This window comes from Christiangramia oceanisediminis (assembly GCF_022570735.2).
GTDB classification, from domain to species: Bacteria; Bacteroidota; Bacteroidia; order Flavobacteriales; family Flavobacteriaceae; genus Christiangramia; species Christiangramia oceanisediminis.
In genome coordinates this window covers 327,177-342,757 of record NZ_JANCNS010000001.1, presented here as the reverse complement: position 1 = coordinate 342,757, position 15,581 = coordinate 327,177, and the positions used below count along the sequence as shown (strand labels likewise).

General features: G+C 41.5%; 16 protein-coding genes. 6 read left to right on the top strand and 10 right to left on the bottom strand.

Annotated elements, in window-relative coordinates:
- Position 1: 1 nt before the first annotated feature.
- Together MKO06_RS01530 and MKO06_RS01525 are read left to right on the top strand one after the other, a co-directional pair.
- Positions 2-1,993: a heavy metal translocating P-type ATPase gene (locus MKO06_RS01530; protein WP_241550577.1), complete on the top strand. Its 1,992-nt coding sequence runs from the start codon at positions 2-4 to the stop codon at positions 1,991-1,993.
- An 83-nt stretch (positions 1,994-2,076) separates the two neighbouring features.
- Entirely contained in the window at positions 2,077-2,844 is a 768-nt protein-coding gene (locus MKO06_RS01525) for an XRE family transcriptional regulator (RefSeq protein WP_241550576.1), read from the top strand.
- Between the two features lie 51 nt (positions 2,845-2,895).
- Here MKO06_RS01525 and MKO06_RS01520 read toward each other — a convergent pair whose 3' ends face one another.
- From MKO06_RS01520 to MKO06_RS01510, 3 genes are all read right to left on the bottom strand, one after another.
- Positions 2,896-3,375, bottom strand: coding sequence for a hypothetical protein (locus tag MKO06_RS01520; protein WP_241550575.1), 480 nt, complete (start codon positions 3,373-3,375; stop codon positions 2,896-2,898).
- A 130-nt stretch (positions 3,376-3,505) separates the two neighbouring features.
- On the bottom strand, positions 3,506-3,739 hold the full coding sequence (locus tag MKO06_RS01515; RefSeq protein WP_241550574.1) for a hypothetical protein: 234 nt from the start codon (positions 3,737-3,739) through the stop codon (positions 3,506-3,508).
- Between the two features lie 95 nt (positions 3,740-3,834).
- Positions 3,835-5,070, bottom strand: a complete 1,236-nt coding sequence (locus tag MKO06_RS01510) for a 3-deoxy-D-manno-octulosonic acid transferase (RefSeq protein ID WP_241550573.1) — start codon at positions 5,068-5,070, stop codon at positions 3,835-3,837.
- Between the two features lie 95 nt (positions 5,071-5,165).
- Between MKO06_RS01510 and MKO06_RS01505 the strand changes: the two genes are divergently transcribed.
- Both MKO06_RS01505 and MKO06_RS01500 read left to right on the top strand, forming a co-directional pair.
- Complete coding sequence (locus MKO06_RS01505) at positions 5,166-6,302, top strand: DegT/DnrJ/EryC1/StrS family aminotransferase (protein ID WP_241550572.1); 1,137 nt, start codon at positions 5,166-5,168, stop codon at positions 6,300-6,302.
- Positions 6,303-6,304: 2 nt separating this feature from the next.
- Complete coding sequence (locus MKO06_RS01500; RefSeq protein ID WP_241550571.1) at positions 6,305-7,588, top strand: metal-dependent hydrolase family protein; 1,284 nt, start codon at positions 6,305-6,307, stop codon at positions 7,586-7,588.
- Positions 7,589-7,716: 128 nt separating this feature from the next.
- On the opposite strand, the gene MKO06_RS01495 is transcribed toward MKO06_RS01500, so the two are convergent.
- The 6 genes from MKO06_RS01495 to MKO06_RS01470 all read right to left on the bottom strand — a co-directional run bounded on the left by MKO06_RS01495 (position 7,717) and on the right by MKO06_RS01470 (position 13,660).
- Positions 7,717-10,074, bottom strand: coding sequence for a hypothetical protein (locus tag MKO06_RS01495; RefSeq protein ID WP_241550570.1), 2,358 nt, complete (start codon positions 10,072-10,074; stop codon positions 7,717-7,719).
- Between the two features lie 224 nt (positions 10,075-10,298).
- The gene (fabD, locus tag MKO06_RS01490) at positions 10,299-11,180 is read right to left on the bottom strand and encodes an ACP S-malonyltransferase (protein WP_241550569.1); all 882 of its coding nucleotides are present in this window, start codon (positions 11,178-11,180) and stop codon (positions 10,299-10,301) included.
- A gap of 92 nt (positions 11,181-11,272) precedes the next feature.
- A complete protein-coding gene (locus MKO06_RS01485; protein WP_241550568.1) occupies positions 11,273-11,773 on the bottom strand; it encodes a pyridoxamine 5'-phosphate oxidase family protein in 501 nt (166 codons plus the stop codon).
- Positions 11,774-11,871: 98 nt separating this feature from the next.
- The gene (locus MKO06_RS01480) at positions 11,872-12,732 is read right to left on the bottom strand and encodes a fructosamine kinase family protein (RefSeq protein ID WP_241550567.1); all 861 of its coding nucleotides are present in this window, start codon (positions 12,730-12,732) and stop codon (positions 11,872-11,874) included.
- On the bottom strand, positions 12,719-13,201 hold the full coding sequence (locus tag MKO06_RS01475) for a dihydrofolate reductase (RefSeq protein ID WP_241550566.1): 483 nt from the start codon (positions 13,199-13,201) through the stop codon (positions 12,719-12,721). The genes MKO06_RS01480 and MKO06_RS01475 overlap by 14 nt, the downstream gene beginning before the upstream one ends.
- A gap of 3 nt (positions 13,202-13,204) precedes the next feature.
- Complete coding sequence (locus tag MKO06_RS01470) at positions 13,205-13,660, bottom strand: 2TM domain-containing protein (RefSeq protein WP_241550565.1); 456 nt, start codon at positions 13,658-13,660, stop codon at positions 13,205-13,207.
- 63 nt (positions 13,661-13,723) lie between these two features.
- Here MKO06_RS01470 and MKO06_RS01465 point away from each other — a divergent pair, with 63 nt between their 5' ends.
- Complete coding sequence (locus MKO06_RS01465) at positions 13,724-14,800, top strand: aminotransferase class V-fold PLP-dependent enzyme (RefSeq protein WP_241550564.1); 1,077 nt, start codon at positions 13,724-13,726, stop codon at positions 14,798-14,800.
- A gap of 198 nt (positions 14,801-14,998) precedes the next feature.
- Positions 14,999-15,289 (top strand): isoamylase early set domain-containing protein, encoded by a 291-nt coding sequence (locus tag MKO06_RS01460; RefSeq protein ID WP_241550563.1) that lies wholly within the window; start codon positions 14,999-15,001, stop codon positions 15,287-15,289.
- Here MKO06_RS01460 and MKO06_RS01455 read toward each other — a convergent pair whose 3' ends face one another.
- The gene (locus MKO06_RS01455; protein ID WP_241550562.1) at positions 15,290-15,571 is read right to left on the bottom strand and encodes a DUF427 domain-containing protein; all 282 of its coding nucleotides are present in this window, start codon (positions 15,569-15,571) and stop codon (positions 15,290-15,292) included.
- Between the last annotated feature and the right edge of the window lie 10 nt (positions 15,572-15,581).

Genomic DNA, 15,581 nt, shown 5'->3' with positions numbered 1-15,581 from the left:
GATGGCTGGACATAATCATGGCTGTTGTACGCCCCATAATGACAATGGCGTATTTGGCAAAAGAACAGAGCTTATCTTTGCCATTTTAAGTGGGATTTTTTTGATTACCGGATTCCTTCTGCAGAATTTTACTGAACTATCCTTTACCTATATACTTATCCCTTACTTAATTTCTTATTTTTTTGGAGGCTATTATGCATTTCTGGAAGCTGTTGAGGAGATCTCTCATGGAAGGTTTCAGATAGATTTTTTGATGATAGTGGCTGCTGTTGGAGCAGCTTTCCTGGATAAGTGGGCGGAAGGTGCACTTCTTTTGTTTCTGTTTAGTTTAGGTCATTCACTTGAACACCTGGCGATGGACAGGGCCAGAAAATCTATTGAAGCACTCACCAACCTATCGCCCAAGAAAGCCTTGAAAAAGAAGGGTGAAGATTTTGTGGAAGTAAATATTGAAGATCTTGAAGTTGGAGATATTATCCGTATCAAACCGAATTCTACGGTAGGTGCCGATGGTGTAATTATTAAAGGAAACACCAGTATCAACCAGGCGCCTATAACCGGGGAAAGCATTCCGGTAGATAAAGAAGCTATTAAGGACACATCGAAAACCTTCGATTCTGATACCGAAATTCCTGAAAAAAGTAGGGTCTTTGCGGGCACTATCAATGGTAATAATGCGATAGAGGTGCGGGTGATCAAGGAATCTCATGATTCCACCTTAAACAGGCTTATCAAAATGGTGCAGGAGGCACAGGAAATGAAATCGCCTACCCAATTGCTTACCGATAAATTCGAGAAATATTATGTTCCAGCCGTTCTGGCTCTCATCTTCCTTCTGAACTTTGCTTTTCTGGTGGTTGATGAAAGCTGGTCTGATAGCTTTTACAGGTCCATGGCCGCTCTCGTGGCTGCTAGCCCGTGTGCGCTGGCAATTTCCACTCCATCTGCTGTTTTAAGCGGAATTGCCCGCGCAGCAAGGGGAGGAGTGCTGATCAAAGGTGGTAAGCCCCTTGAAGATCTGGGTACTCTTAGGGCAATAGCCTTTGATAAAACCGGAACCTTGACCGAAGGTAAGCCAAAACTTACGGATATTTTTCTGTTGAATGGTGAGTCCAAGGATGATTTTCTGCGTACGGTCATAGCCGTAGAAAATACCAGTAATCACCCTCTGGCCAAAGCAGTAGTGAGAGATGGAAAAAACAGGATCGAACATTCCAATGGAATTGCCGAGGTTTCTCAGTCTGAGGCTATTCAGGGAAAAGGTATTCAGGGTATGGTGAACGGAAAACTGGTAAGGATAGGAAACCTTGAACTTTATGAATCCTTTGGCGGAGTGCCAAATCAAATTTCTGAAAGGGTGAAGGCTCTTGAAAAACAGGGCAAAACCGTTATGCTTGTTCAAAATGGTCAGGATTATACCGGAATTCTTGGCCTTATGGATACGCCCAGAGCAGCGGCAAAGGAAACGCTTTCAGAATTAAAGAAAACAGGGATCCGGAAAATGATCATGCTTACCGGGGATAACCAGGAGGTAGCTAATTCGGTAGCTTCTGAAATTGGAATCACTGAAGCCTTTGGAAATTTATTGCCCGAAGAGAAAGTACAGAAGATTAAACAATTAAAAACAGAGGAATCAAAAATAGCGATGGTTGGTGATGGAGTGAATGATGCCCCGGCAATGGCGAATAGTACTGTAGGTATAGCCATGGGGGCTGCGGGCAGTGACGTGGCCCTGGAAACGGCCGATATTGCCTTACTGGCCGACCGTCTTGAAATTCTACCATTCGCCATAGCCCTCAGCAGGAAAGCCAAGCAGATCATACATCAAAACCTTTGGATAAGCCTTGGAGTGGTAGCCTTACTGCTGCCCGCTACCATTTTCGGCTGGGCCAATATTGGAATTGCAGTGGTGTTTCATGAGGGTTCCACTCTAGTGGTGGTTCTTAACGCCCTTAGATTACTGGGGTTCAGGGATAAATTCAGCAATTTTTAAATTTTCTTCTTGCTTTACTGGTTTTATAGGATTAATTCCAATATTTTTGAGTAAATTTTGGAAATATTCCTAAATAATCGATTATGGGTACACCGGGTTCTATTGAAATAAAGCACTTTAAAGAGATACGTGAGGAGAATAATTTCACCCAGGCAGAATTTGCTGCCTTGCTGGGAATTAAAAATTCGACCGCAGATATCGAAAGGGGACGCACCAAGCTTTCTGGAAAGGTCGTTGCTGAACTGCTCAGGCAATTCGCAATCAACCCGCTTTGGCTATTTGGTGAGAGCGGTCAGAAATACCTGAAGATCTCAAAGGGAGATGTTAGCCCTAAGGTGGTAACGGTGAATAGTGCCGATAATGAAAATATCATCCTGGTTAATCAGAAGGCTGCCGCTGGTTACCCTCATAATGTTCAGGATGTGGAATGGTACAACCAGCTTCCGGCTTTTGATATTCCTTTACCTGAATTCCGCAATGCAACTTATCGTGGCTTCCAGATAGAAGGTGATAGTATGCTTCCGGATTATCGTCCCGGGGAATGGGTGATGGGAAAGGCCGTGCCAAGTATCGAGGAAGCCAGTAATAACAGGGTGTATGTGGTTGTGATGTACGACTCTGTACTGGTTAAGAAACTGCAAAAATTACCCGATCCTTCTAAAGTGCTCTTGATCTCTTTGAACGAGGAATATATGCCATTGGAGGTGAACGTTCATCAAATCCAGGAAATCTGGCAGGTGAATTCCAAGCTTACCTTTAATCTGGACAACCCTTCGAGTAGTGGCCTTTTCCAGGAGCTCCAGCAATCCATGGAAGAGCTTAAGAAAGAATTAAAATCCTTCAAAAAATAAAAAAGGCCCATCCGGAAGGAAGGGCCCTTAAAAGCTTTTAAGCAAGAACGATTAATTGTCGTCGTTCGGGTCTATTTCATTTTCAACGTTTTTCGCAGTTTTCTCAACGGCGTTACCTACATCTTTAGCGGTTTTATTAATGGCATCACCAGCTTTTTTGGCGGCTGCCTGAACATCGCTTTCTGTTTTCTTATAGGTTTTACTAATCTCGTCCCCGGTTTTTTTAGCAGCGCTCTCTACTTCATTTTCAGCATTACGAATAGCACTTCCGGTTTCATTTGTAGCATTGTTAACGGCATCACCTACATCCTGTCCGGCCTGGTCCAGATCCCGTTCAACATTATCTGCATCGCTGTTAGCATCATCCCATTCATCTTCGGCTTCATCCATGGTTTCGTCAACTTCTTCTTCCATTTCCTCACCATATGATTCCACTTCTTCTTCAGCGTCTTCTTTTGTAGTATCCCTGCAGGAGGTCATTACGACACTCATGGATAGGATTACTGCAAGCATTAACATTATTTTTTTCATCTTTTTTCAATTTTTTGAATTAGTACTACTAAATATAAAGAGGCAAGGCCATCCCTGACCCTTTTCATTGCTAAAATTTTCCTAAAACTTTATTAGATAGAACTAAAATTCAGGTGGTTATGATCAAAATCTAATTGTCATCGCCAATTTTTTCGATCTCTTCGTTTATTTCTTTATTCACCTTTTTGTCTACTTTTTTAGCCGTTCTTTCAAGGATCCCCTCCCTTTCTTCTTCAGAAACCTCCTGTTCCTTCTCAACTTCAACTTCTTTTACGATCACTTCTTTTTCTGCAGTATCACGGCAGGAGGTAAAAACAGTGGCCATAATTAATAATCCGCATAAGGGTTTAAATAGGCGTTTCATGCTTTTAGTTTTTGGGTTATTACAGATCGAAATTACGACTAAAAGCGATTTGCCTATTCTTTTTTATGCATATTTAGCAGAGATTGTTAAAGATTTTAGAATCTCTTTTTTAGATAGTTTTGAAGTTTTTCTGTAGCTCCTGTATTGCTGTTAATGAAGTGTCCCGCAATCATTCCGGTCTTTATTCTGAAATCCTCCTGGGTGTATAGCCTGGTCATTATTGAAGAGAATCCTTGTGCGTCTTCCACCGAAAATAGCCCTGCCAGCTGTCGTAATTTTTCGGCTTCCGGGAAATTTTTGAAATTCTTTCCTATGATGATCGGAATTCCAAAGGTTGCCGGTTCCAGTATATTATGAAGCCCGCTGTTCCCTGCAGCCCCGCCAACATAAGCTACATCTGCATAGCTATAGGCACGACCTAGATAACCTATGGTGTCCAGGACCAATACCCGGTAAATGCTAAGGTCCTTATTTTCTTTTTCAGAATATGTTACGGTAGGAATTTTAAAGGTCTTTTTCAGTTTCTGAACTTTTTCTTCCCTGATCTCATGCGGGGCGATAATGAATTTTATGTTTCTCGAACTATTTATAAAATCGATGATGAGATCTTCATCTTCCGGCCAGGTACTGCCGCATACTACCAAAAGTTTATCATCCTTGAAATTTTCGATAAAATCAATGCGGTTGTCCTGTTCTATCTGGGCGGCCACCCGGTCGAAGCGGTTATCACCGGATACGGTAAGGTTACGGAACCCCATGTTGTGAAGCAATTCTTTAGATTCTTCGTTCTGAACAAAGAAATGATCGAATGCTTCTAATGATTTTCGCATCCAATTTCCATAACTTTTAAAGAAAGGCTGGTCTTTTCTGATGATACCAGAAACCAGGAAGGTTGGGATCTCTCTGTCCTGGAGTTCATTCAGAAAATTAGGCCAAAAGTCGTATTTTATAAAAAAAGCCATGTCTGGCTGAACTAGCTGCACGAATTTCTGAGCATTTTGCCGGGTATCAAGTGGAAGATAAGTGAAATAATCTACCAGTGGGTGTTTCTTTTTATTCTTGTAGCCCGAAGGGGAAAAGAAGCTTACCAGGATTTTTTTCTGCGGATACTCTTTCTTCAGCATTTCCATAACAGGAACAGCCATTTCGAATTCTCCCAGAGATGCTGCATGTATCCACAAGTAGCTGGCGGCCGGATCTATATTATCTTCCAGTCTCGTAAAGAGATCTTTCCTTCCTTCTACGAATTCAGCCAGTTTTTTACTGAAAAATCGAGCAGATTTCAGTACCACGCCGCTTAGATTTACCGCAAGGTTATAGAGTCTTCTCACAACATTTGATTGATTCTGCTAAAATAGGCTTTTTAAAACTGGATTGCCAGTAGGACCTTTATTTCGTATTTTCGTAATCCTGAAAAAAAATGCAGATGAAACAGATTCAAATGGTCGACCTTAAAGGTCAGTATGAAGGTATAAAAGATCAAGTTAACGAGTCCTTACAGGAGGTGCTGGAAAGCACCGCTTTTATAAATGGCCCACAGGTTCACTCTTTTCAGAAGGAACTGGAAGAGTATTTAGGAGTTAAGAACGTGATCCCGTGCGCTAACGGGACTGATGCCTTGCAGATCGCCATGATGGGACTTGGCCTGCAACCGGGGGATGAGGTCATTACCGCCGATTTTACCTTTGCCGCCACTGTGGAGGTGATCGCTTTGCTTCAATTAACTCCTGTGCTGGTAGACGTAGATCCGGAAACTTTCAACATAGATCCTGAAAAGATCAGGGAAGCCATAACTCCAAAAACCAGGGCGATCGTCCCGGTTCATTTGTTCGGCCAGTCTGCCGATATGGATGCGATCATGGAAATCGCCAGGGAACATGACCTGTATGTGATCGAAGACAATGCGCAGGCTATTGGTGCGAATTATCATACCAGGGAAGGTAAAACTGTGAAGGCCGGTGCCATAGGGGATGTGGCGGCGACGTCGTTTTTCCCTTCCAAAAACCTGGGTTGTTATGGTGACGGGGGAGCCATTTTCACCAATAATGATGAATTGGCGCATATCATTAGAGGGATCGTGAATCATGGAATGTACGAACGCTACCATCATGACGTGGTGGGGGTGAATTCGAGACTGGACAGTTTCCAGGCAGCGGTGCTTAGGGCTAAATTGCCAAAACTGGATATCTATAATGAACGAAGAAAGGAAGCAGCTATTAAATATTCTGAAGCTTTTGCCAATCACACTGATATAGTGACTCCGGTGAGAAGAGGAGATTGTGATACGCACGTATATCATCAATATACTCTTAAGATCGGAAACGGGAAAAGGGATGCTCTTGCCAAGCACCTTCAGGAAAAAAACATTCCCTTTGGGATCTATTACCCAATCCCTCTACACCTGCAAAAAGCTTATGCCGATGAGCGGTATGAGGAAAAGAACTTTAGCATTACCAACCAGCTGGTAAAAGAAGTCATCTCCCTGCCGATGCATACCGAGCTGGATGATGATCAAATTGAGTATATTTCAAAAACAATTATAGAATTTCTAAACCAACAATAATTATGAAGAAACTATTCTTTACGGCTTTTGCCTTTTTCCTTTTTCTAGGTCTTTCGGCACAGGATACTTATATACAGGCAGGTAAGTTGATCGATACTAAAAATGGAAAAGTGCTTTCAGAAAAAACCATCATCATTTCGGGTAAAAGGATAAAAAGCGTGGAGAATGGATTCGTAGATCCGGCTAATTCAGAAGATCAATTGATAGACCTCCGGAATAAAACGGTTTTGCCAGGGCTTACTGATATGCATGTGCATATAGAAGGAGAATCCAACCCTGCCGAATACCTGCAGCGATTTACCAACAATGAGGCTGATAATGCCTTTAATTCGGTTGGCTTTGCTAAAACAACTTTGATGGCTGGATTTACCACGGTACGTGACCTGGGGGGATCGGGAGTGAATATAGCCCTTCGAGATGCCATCAATAAAGGAAAAGTTGATGGTCCGCGTATTTTTACCGCAGGTAAATCTTTAGCAACGACTGGCGGACACGCTGATCCTACCAACGGGATGAATGATGAAATGGTGGGTGATCCGGGGCCAAAAGAAGGTGTGGTGAATGGTCCTGAGGATGCGAGAAAAGCAGTAAGGCAGCGATATAAGAACGGAGCCGATCTTATTAAGATCACCGCTACCGGCGGGGTGCTAAGTGTAGCCAAAAGCAGTTCGAACCCTCAATTCTTTAGAGAGGAGATCGAAGAGATCGTAAAAACAGCTAAAGACTACGGGTTCCATGTTGCGGCACACGCACATGGAGATGAAGGTATGCAGCGTGCGGTAAGAGCCGGAGTGAAAACCATTGAACACGGTACGCTGATGAGCGAGGAAACTATGGAATTGATGAAGGAATTCGATGCCTACCTGGTACCTACCATAACTGCCGGAAAAGAAGTGACGCAAAATGCAGAGATAGAAGGTTACTATCCAGAGTTGGTTGTTCCTAAAGCCAAGGAAATAGGACCAAAAATTCAGAATACTTTTGCAACAGCCTATAAAAAAGGAGTCCCTATCGTATTTGGAACCGACGCGGGAGTTTTTAAACACGGTGAGAATGCCCGTGAGTTTGTATATATGACAGAAGCCGGAATGCCAGCTATGAAAGCAATTCAATCGGCTACTATCGAACCAGCTAAAATCCTGAAAATGGAATCAGAATCCGGACAAATAGCCGGGGGTTTTCTGGCGGATATTATTGCAGTGAACGAAGATCCTACCGAAACTATCGAAACCTTGAAAGATGTTATTTTTGTGATGAAAGAAGGGAAGATTTATAAGAATGAGTAATTGTAAATCTTGTTTGATTACATTAAGCTGAACTTCAGAATAGCACTGTTTATATGATTTGAAGCTATATTTTAAAGCAAAAAAATCCGGGTATCTACCCGGATTTTTAGTTTATAGTATTCCCAAAATTAATCAAGAAGTATTTCTTCAGATATGATGCTGCCATCAGCGCTCAAACCTTCGATAAATAGCTTGACCGATGACTGGCCGGTGTTCAAGACCTTAAAGGTGGTTTGGCTTTCGTTATCAATGCTAATTGCCGGTTTCCAATCGATGATACCATAGTTCTGGTAAATCTCGTGCTGATAGGATGCATATTTTGGAGCATAAAATTCCTTGTTCGTTGAAAATCCATTATTTGCAACTACTTTATAAATATTCCTGGATTCCTCAGGTGCCGCAGCAGGCCCGATATTAACGTTGATCATGCCATTCACGCCATTCATTCCCATACCAAATCCATTTCGGTTAATTTCTATCGACTCCACATTTTCCATGAGAATATCGCGGTATACATTAGCATCATACCCCACCTGTACCCCATTTAGGAAGAGTAGTACATAAGGGGGTCCAGTATTGATAGAAGAAACTATTGGACTTTTTATGGTAACCATTTCAGGAGTCTGAAATACGATATAATTTTGTGTAGGTAGCCAGTCAAGCAAATTCAGATATCTTTTCGCCATTTTATCGGTAACCATTGTGATATCCCCATTGATTGTCTTTTTTTTCAAAGAATTTTCTCTTCTTTCCGCATTAACCATTACGGTATCAAGGGTTTCTGCATTACTTAGGAAATCATCGGGTAATGGTTTAGAATTCTCCCATGATTTAAGTGGTTCTACATATTCTGAAATATTGGTAAGCCTGCTGGAAGATGGCTGATCTTCAGGTATGATGTTTAGATTTACCACCGGTTTAATTTCCCTGGATCCCTGCATTAAACGGAAAGATAATTCAGATTCTTCAGAGATATAAGTATTTGGCAATTCGAAGCTTCCGTCTTCTTTAAGTTCAATTACTTTAAATAACCCGGATTCTTGAGACCTGACTACTAATTTGTTATTCTTGTTCTGCTTATAATTTAAAATCTGGCCTTGCAATTTGAAACCTGCATCATGATCTACTATCTTTTGTGGTGCTTTGAAGGTAGAATTCCAGTCATACCTGCTCCAGCCCTGGGTAAGCAGCAGGAGATCAAGATTATGTAGTTTCTCCCTGCGATCATCATCAGAAAAATAATAGGCGGCATTCTCAACCACTCCTTTTGTGTAAGGTTTCAGGTAAATAGCAGATAATAAATTGTGGTTTTGGTTATAGGCCCTGGTCTTTCCCGGTAAAACCGATACGCTTAGAGAGGCATTTTTCAATTTAGGTTCTGATGAAAGTTTGAAGATCAATGAGTCACCGCGATTTTGCATAGTTGAGCTTATTCTTGATCGCTTAAGCTCAGAATCACTAAAGATGAGTCTTTCCAATAATGGATTAAGTTTTGAATCGAAAATCGTAAGTGTGTTCACTCCCGCATAAAGGGAATCCTTTTTCAGGAGGATATTAACCTTTTCCTCGTTTTCAGGAAACTGGAACTCAAAATCGCTCATTTTACCATCATTATTGATGGTCATATAAAAAGTTTCTCCTTCAATATCTTTCCTGGTTTCTTTATTGGTTCTCACGTATACCAGGAAATCATCATCCCTTTGTACGCTGGAAAGACTAATCCCTTTACCTTCAGCACTAGGTAGCTGCTGGGATAGCACATCGCCTGTAGCAGTGGTCAATTCGATTTTATAGGATTTTCCTTTTAACGGACTGTAGGAGAATTTTCCTATTCCAAAATCATTCGAGTCAAAATTGCTTATCACATTCCCGGCCTCATCAAGTATCCTTGCATTCTCAAAGGAAACTCCGCGTCCGGAGTCATCGATTAATTTTACACCAACCGTATTGATAACTTCCATTAGAAGGTGGCCTCCTTCCGGAAGTAATTGTAAGTCGAAAGATTTACGGGTGGTGTCCTTACTGGCTAGATTCTTATCGAGTATATTGAAAGCCTGAACATAAGAAAGATCCTCCTCAAAATTATTCATATAGTTCGTAGAAGCTTTCATTATATAATTTCCAGGTTGGAATCTCTGAGGGTCCAATTCAAGAAAACCAAAGCCCTTACCGTTAGACATAAAAATTGTTTGGGTTTCAATAAATTTTCCGCTATCATCAAAGATATCCACTTTTAGGTTTACTGTCTTCGAGCTTGGTTTTGCTTCCTTCGGGTTGTAGGAGTAAGCTGCAAACCAAAGGTTTTCTTCCGGCAGAAGAGTGGTCTTATTCAAATGAAGAAACAGGGCTTCTCTATCCAGGTTGAAAAAATTGAAGTAATTGGTTTCCATTTCCTGCAGCAAATCGTTCTGCGCATGCCCCGTATTAATAAAGAGGCTGACCAGGAAAAGGCCGAGTATTGCGCTTAGCTTGGTAAAATTTTTCATATTTAGGTGTTATTGGTTACTTAATTATACGAAGCCGAAGAGGGATACACCTCATCAACACCATAACTGATCTAAAAGAAATCAGGTATTAACAACTCCATAAAAATCTCGGACTTCTTTTTGAAAAATATCAATAGTTGTACCAAAGTGTTAAATAATTGAATTATTTTAAAATAAAAAGACTCCCTAAAGAGGGAGCCTTTTAAGTCGATCGTATATTAAAGCTATATTGTGGCCGAAGAAGTTTCCATACCCCGGTCTATTTTTTTAACCAGTCCCTGTAAAACCTTACCTGGTCCAACCTCGATGAATTCGGTAGCACCATCTTTGATCATATTTTGAACGGATTGGGTCCACTTTACCGGAGCTGTTAGTTGAAATACAAGGTTTTTCTTGATCTCTTCTTTATCGGTAACTGCAAAAGTGCTAACGTTTTGATATACCGGGCATGAAGGATCGCTAAATTGGGTGTTTTCAATAGCAGCCGCAAGGTCTTTTCTCGCAGGTTCCATTAAAGGAGAATGGAAAGCTCCTCCAACCGGAAGTATCATCGCTCTTCTGGCTCCTCTTTCTTTCAGGTTTTCACAGGCCTTTTCAACGGCCTCATACTCACCAGAAATTACCAGCTGCCCAGGGCAATTATAATTAGCCGCAACCACGACTCCTTCTGTTTCTGCACAAACCGATTCTACCATTTCGTCTTCAAGACCAAGAACAGCAGCCATCGTAGAGGGCTTCATTTCACAGGCCTTCTGCATTGCCTGGGCTCTCTGCGAAACCAGTTTTAACCCGTCTTCAAAACTTAGAACTCCGTTGGCAACCAGCGCAGAAAACTCTCCTAGTGAATGCCCGGCAACCATATCTGGTTTAAAACTACTACCAAGCACTTTGCTCAGGATCACAGAATGTAAAAAGATTGCAGGCTGTGTTACTTTTGTTTGCTTAAGGTCTTCCGCAGAACCTTCGAACATGGTTTTGGTGATCTTAAACCCTAGAATATCATCTGCCTGCTGGAACAGGTCTTTCGCCTCAGAGGAATTATCATATAGATCAAGTCCCATTCCTGAGAATTGGGCTCCCTGGCCGGGAAATACATATGCTTTCATAAGAATTGGTTTAGATGTACAAAAATAGGCATAATAAAAAAGACCTCACAACAAAAGAATTGTCGTGAGGTCCTTTAAGACAAACCTGTCTTTTAAAGATTCAATTTTCCTTTTTCACCAATATCCTGATCTTCGCCACTAACTGCGGCCATTCCCAGTTTAAATATAGTTACCATCTTACTGTCTTTATTGTCCCAGTAATAAGCTTCTTTAGGATTTACCTTGATCGCGGTGATCTCTGGGTCATCCTTTCCGTCAAACCAGGCATTGTCAGCCTTTGAAAAGAGTTTGTGAATCACCTCCCGGTTAGTTTCGATAAAAGCTTCACCATACAAACTCAGGAATTCCATTTCCTTGGTACCACTATAAAGCAGCTGTACTTCAGAACTCTTTTCTATATTCCTATTGTGTTCGCTCGATTTTTTGCTCAGGAACCAAACCGCGCCGTGTTCATCTACCTGCTTGGTGGACATTGGTACTGCACTTAATGGAACCACATCAAGTTTGGTGACCAGCATGCAATAATCGATGTCTTCAGCCAGTTCCTTTATCTTTTCTCTCGCATCTTTGTCGTATAGATTCTTCGTACTCATAATCAATTTTTTGTTTGATATGAATATACCCCAGCCCTAAGGGCTTTTGCGCTAAGGAACTGCTAAAAATAGAATGCCCGATGTTAAGAATTGTGAAATCAGCTGAATTGCCTGATAATGGAATTGACCTGGGACCTGTAACCAGCCCCAAAAATGTTCAAATGTACCAGCAGGTAATATAACTGCCAGATGGGAAGCCGTTCTTTCCAACCGCCCTGTAATGGAAAATTTTCGTGGTAAACCTCGAATAAGTTTTCGTCAAAACCCCCAAATAATTTCATCATTCCCAAATCCATTTCCCGTGGTGCGTAAGCCACCGCCGGGTCGATAAGGCAGGGATTTCCTTCAGAATTTACCAGGTAATTACCGTTCCAGAGATCACCATGGATCAATGCCGGTACTTCGTCTGGTATGATGTCCCTGCAATTTTTATAAAAATTATCTGAAACCTGAAGGTCAAAACCCTTTTCCTCGGCCATTTCAATTTGTGGTATCAGCCGGCTGTTGATATAAAAATCGGCGGCCTTGGATTCTTTTCGGTTATGTTGCTGAAGACTACCAATATAATTGTCCTGTTCCAGCCCGAAAGAGCCTGATGAAACCTGGTGAAGTTCCGCAAGCTGTCTTCCAAAAACATCCCAGAAATCACGGGTTTTACTACCGGTTTCCCTGTATTCCAAAAGCAAATAGGCCATGGAATTGATCCTGCCGGTAGTGATAGGTTTTGGGATATCAATAACTCCAGGTTTGGCGAGATATTCCAAACCTAGTTTTTCAGCTTCGAACATCCCTGGAAATCGATTCGCCTGGTTTAACTTGATCACAAATTTTTCGGTACCCGAGATCAGCAGGAAGACCTCATTGATGTCTCCTCCGCTCAATTCCCTGCAGGAGGAAAAGGAAAGCTTGTTCTCTTCAGCGATCAATTTGATCAGCTGTCCCCGGTTATTTGCGTTCATAGGTCAGGTAAGTAAAGGAGTGATCGTGTTTTTCGTCTTTTTCGTGAAATTGCTCCTTTACGAGTTTCCATTTGCTTTCATCGATCTCTGGGAAAAAGGTATCGGCCTCAAATTTGGCATGAACTCGGGTAAGTTCAATTCTGTCTGCGTATTCCATTCCCATCTCGTAGATCTCACCGCCACCAATGATAAATGGCTGGTCGTCCAGCTTGCTCACGCGAATAGCTTCCTCCAGGGAGTGAACCACCAGGGTATCTTCTGGGTTATAATTTTCTTTGCGCGTTATGATAACGTGAGTTCGGTCTGGTAACAATTTTGGGAAGGATTCGAATGTCTTTCTTCCCATGAGGATATGATGACCAGAGGTTAATCTTTTAAATCTTTTAAAATCGTCAGGGAGGTGCCACACCAGGTCATTATCCTTTCCCAGCGCATTATTTTCTGCAGCCGCCGCTATTATGGTGAGCATAAATTAGGAGTTTATAGGTTTGTCGGGGTTTTCGGGATTGAGTCTCTCCTGCCTGGGAGTAGTTGTGCGTTCAGTTTCCCGTGGTATGGGATGATCCCTTTCAACCTCCTGCTGTAATTTGGCTATCTTTTCTTTCTGTTTCTTTATCAAACGATCTTTTTCCCTGGCTTCCCAATCCTTTCCCATAAAACTGTTCACAATAAAAACATTGAAAAAGTGGATGATGAATATCAGGGCCCAGAGCAGGACGATCCAAACGAACCAGTTCTGGCCAAGCGGTTTGAAATCTTCCTTATAACCTAATACCACATTGAGGACGATAAGGAAAACCGAGCCAATAAGAAAAAATACAAAATGCTGAAAGAGCCTTTTCTTTTCTTTGGCTCGTTTTCTGGCATTTTCATAAAGTTCCTGTTGTTCGTAATCTATTTTAGAATCCTTTTTCTTTTTAGAAAACATAATAAAAAGTACATTGGTCTAATATCAAATTTACATTTTTAATAAAAGAACCTACCACGGCTTATGGATAATTTAAGAAAAGGCTTCCCGGTATTAGAACAGTATACCTATTTGAATACGGCAGCCTCCGGGCTTTTGCCCGAATCGGTTTGGGAGTTCAGGCAGGAACATGACCTGGATTTCCTGATAAAGGGTAGTTTGTTGAAAGATAAGATGGGTGAAATGCTTACCGGTGTTCGTGAAAGCCTGGGCACTTTCTTTAGCTGTGCACCTAACAGGGTTGCCCTGGTGCCTAATTTCTCATACGGTTTCAATTCGGTTTTGGAAAGCATCGATTCGGGATCCAAATTCCTTTTGCTGAAGAATGATTATCCATCTATCAACTGGCCTGTTGAATCCAGGGATTTTGAGGTGGTTTATGCCGATATCAATGAAGAGCTGGAAAGCAATATTCTTCAGCAGATCCAAAAGCAGAAACCAGATGTGTTCGCCTTCAGCATCGTTCAGTATATAAACGGGGTGAAAATTGGCATTCCTTTTTTGAAAAAGCTGAAAAAGGAATTTCCGGATCTGATCCTTATTGCCGACGGAACCCAGTATTTCGGAACCGAATATTTCGATTTTGACGCTGCCGATATTGATATAGCGATAAGCAGTTGCTATAAATGGATGAATGCCGGGTATGGCAATGGTTTTATGCTTTTCAATGAAAATGTTCAGGGTAAACTGGCTCCAAAACACCTGGGCTTTGGTTCCCTGCAGGGAAAATATAAAGCGCATGAAGGTAACTTTATAGGGAAATTTGAACCCGGCCATTACGATACCCTCAACTTCGGAAGTCTGAAAGCAGCGATCGATCATATAAACCGGGTGGGACTTGACAGGATCGAGGCGCAGATCTCAGATCTTAAAACCCAAATGAGGGACAGGCTGCATGCTGCCGGTCTTATTGAAGACTGGATCGCCAATCGAAAGGATTTTTCGCCACTTTTCAATATGAAGGGTGATGATACGATCTTCAATAAATTGCGTACTGAAGGTATTATTGCTTCTCAAAGAGGAGAGGGGATTAGGTTAAGTGCTCATTATTACAATACAAGTAAAGACCTGGAACATCTTTTTAAGGTATTGAAGATCTAATTCGCAGCTAATTCTGATAAGTAATTATCTGAAAATCTTATAATTTTCCTGAAAGTTAACGTTTGCGTATTTTCATTTTTACAGACAATACAATGTATTTTTTCGGAATTCGGAAAAATGATGTAACCGGTTGATTTTTATTGTTTTATAAGTATGTTTTATTTTAATTTGACCCGACAAACAACTAAAAATAATATCATGCCTATCACTAAACAATATCTTAAATCGAAGCCGGAGTGTAAGATCACTTTTTGCTTTCCTTCCCAGGAAGCCGATAAAGTTGAAGTTGCAGGAGATTTCAATAAATGGAAGCCGGTTAAACTGAAGAAATACAAGAATGGAAATTTCAAAGGTCAGTTAAACCTGCCCGTAGATAAGGAATATGAATTCAAGTACGTGGTAGATGGTTCGTGGAAGAACGAACCGGAAGCCGATAAGTACAAATGGAATGATTTCGCAGGTTCAGAAAACAGCGTAGTGGTAGTCTAATTATTCGGTTACCTGTACTCCGTTCCAGAAAGCAACATATTCTTTGATATGATTTGCCGCTTCCTTAGGTTGCGGGTAATACCAGGCTGCATCTTTATTGGTCTTTCCATCTACCTCCACGTGAAGATAAGACGCCTTTCCCTTCCAGGGACAGGTAGTATGAGATTCGCTTGATTTAAAATATTCCCGCTTGAGAGACTCGGGCGGGAAATAATGATTGCTTTCAACAACCTTTGTTTCTGAACTTTCTGCAATGACCCTGTTGTTCCAGATTGCTTTCATAATGTGGCTT

Excerpts from the sequence above, each read along its gene's own strand:
- MKO06_RS01525 (WP_241550576.1), top strand. The coding sequence starts at position 2,077 with ATGGGTACACCGGGTTCTATTGAAATAAAGCACTTTAAAGAGATACGT.
- MKO06_RS01520 (WP_241550575.1), bottom strand. The coding sequence starts at position 3,375 with ATGAAAAAAATAATGTTAATGCTTGCAGTAATCCTATCCATGAGTGTC.
- MKO06_RS01480 (WP_241550567.1), bottom strand. The coding sequence starts at position 12,732 with ATGAACGCAAATAACCGGGGACAGCTGATCAAATTGATCGCTGAAGAG.
- MKO06_RS01465 (WP_241550564.1), top strand. The coding sequence starts at position 13,724 with ATGGATAATTTAAGAAAAGGCTTCCCGGTATTAGAACAGTATACCTAT.
- MKO06_RS01500 (WP_241550571.1), top strand. The coding sequence starts at position 6,305 with ATGAAGAAACTATTCTTTACGGCTTTTGCCTTTTTCCTTTTTCTAGGT.
- MKO06_RS01495 (WP_241550570.1), bottom strand. The coding sequence starts at position 10,074 with ATGAAAAATTTTACCAAGCTAAGCGCAATACTCGGCCTTTTCCTGGTC.
- MKO06_RS01470 (WP_241550565.1), bottom strand. The coding sequence starts at position 13,660 with ATGTTTTCTAAAAAGAAAAAGGATTCTAAAATAGATTACGAACAACAG.
- MKO06_RS01475 (WP_241550566.1), bottom strand. The coding sequence starts at position 13,201 with ATGCTCACCATAATAGCGGCGGCTGCAGAAAATAATGCGCTGGGAAAG.
- fabD (WP_241550569.1), bottom strand. The coding sequence starts at position 11,180 with ATGAAAGCATATGTATTTCCCGGCCAGGGAGCCCAATTCTCAGGAATG.
- MKO06_RS01505 (WP_241550572.1), top strand. The coding sequence starts at position 5,166 with ATGAAACAGATTCAAATGGTCGACCTTAAAGGTCAGTATGAAGGTATA.
- MKO06_RS01530 (WP_241550577.1), top strand. The coding sequence starts at position 2 with ATGGCTGGACATAATCATGGCTGTTGTACGCCCCATAATGACAATGGC.
- MKO06_RS01485 (WP_241550568.1), bottom strand. The coding sequence starts at position 11,773 with ATGAGTACGAAGAATCTATACGACAAAGATGCGAGAGAAAAGATAAAG.
- MKO06_RS01460 (WP_241550563.1), top strand. The coding sequence starts at position 14,999 with ATGCCTATCACTAAACAATATCTTAAATCGAAGCCGGAGTGTAAGATC.
- MKO06_RS01455 (WP_241550562.1), bottom strand. The coding sequence starts at position 15,571 with ATGAAAGCAATCTGGAACAACAGGGTCATTGCAGAAAGTTCAGAAACA.
- MKO06_RS01515 (WP_241550574.1), bottom strand. The coding sequence starts at position 3,739 with ATGAAACGCCTATTTAAACCCTTATGCGGATTATTAATTATGGCCACT.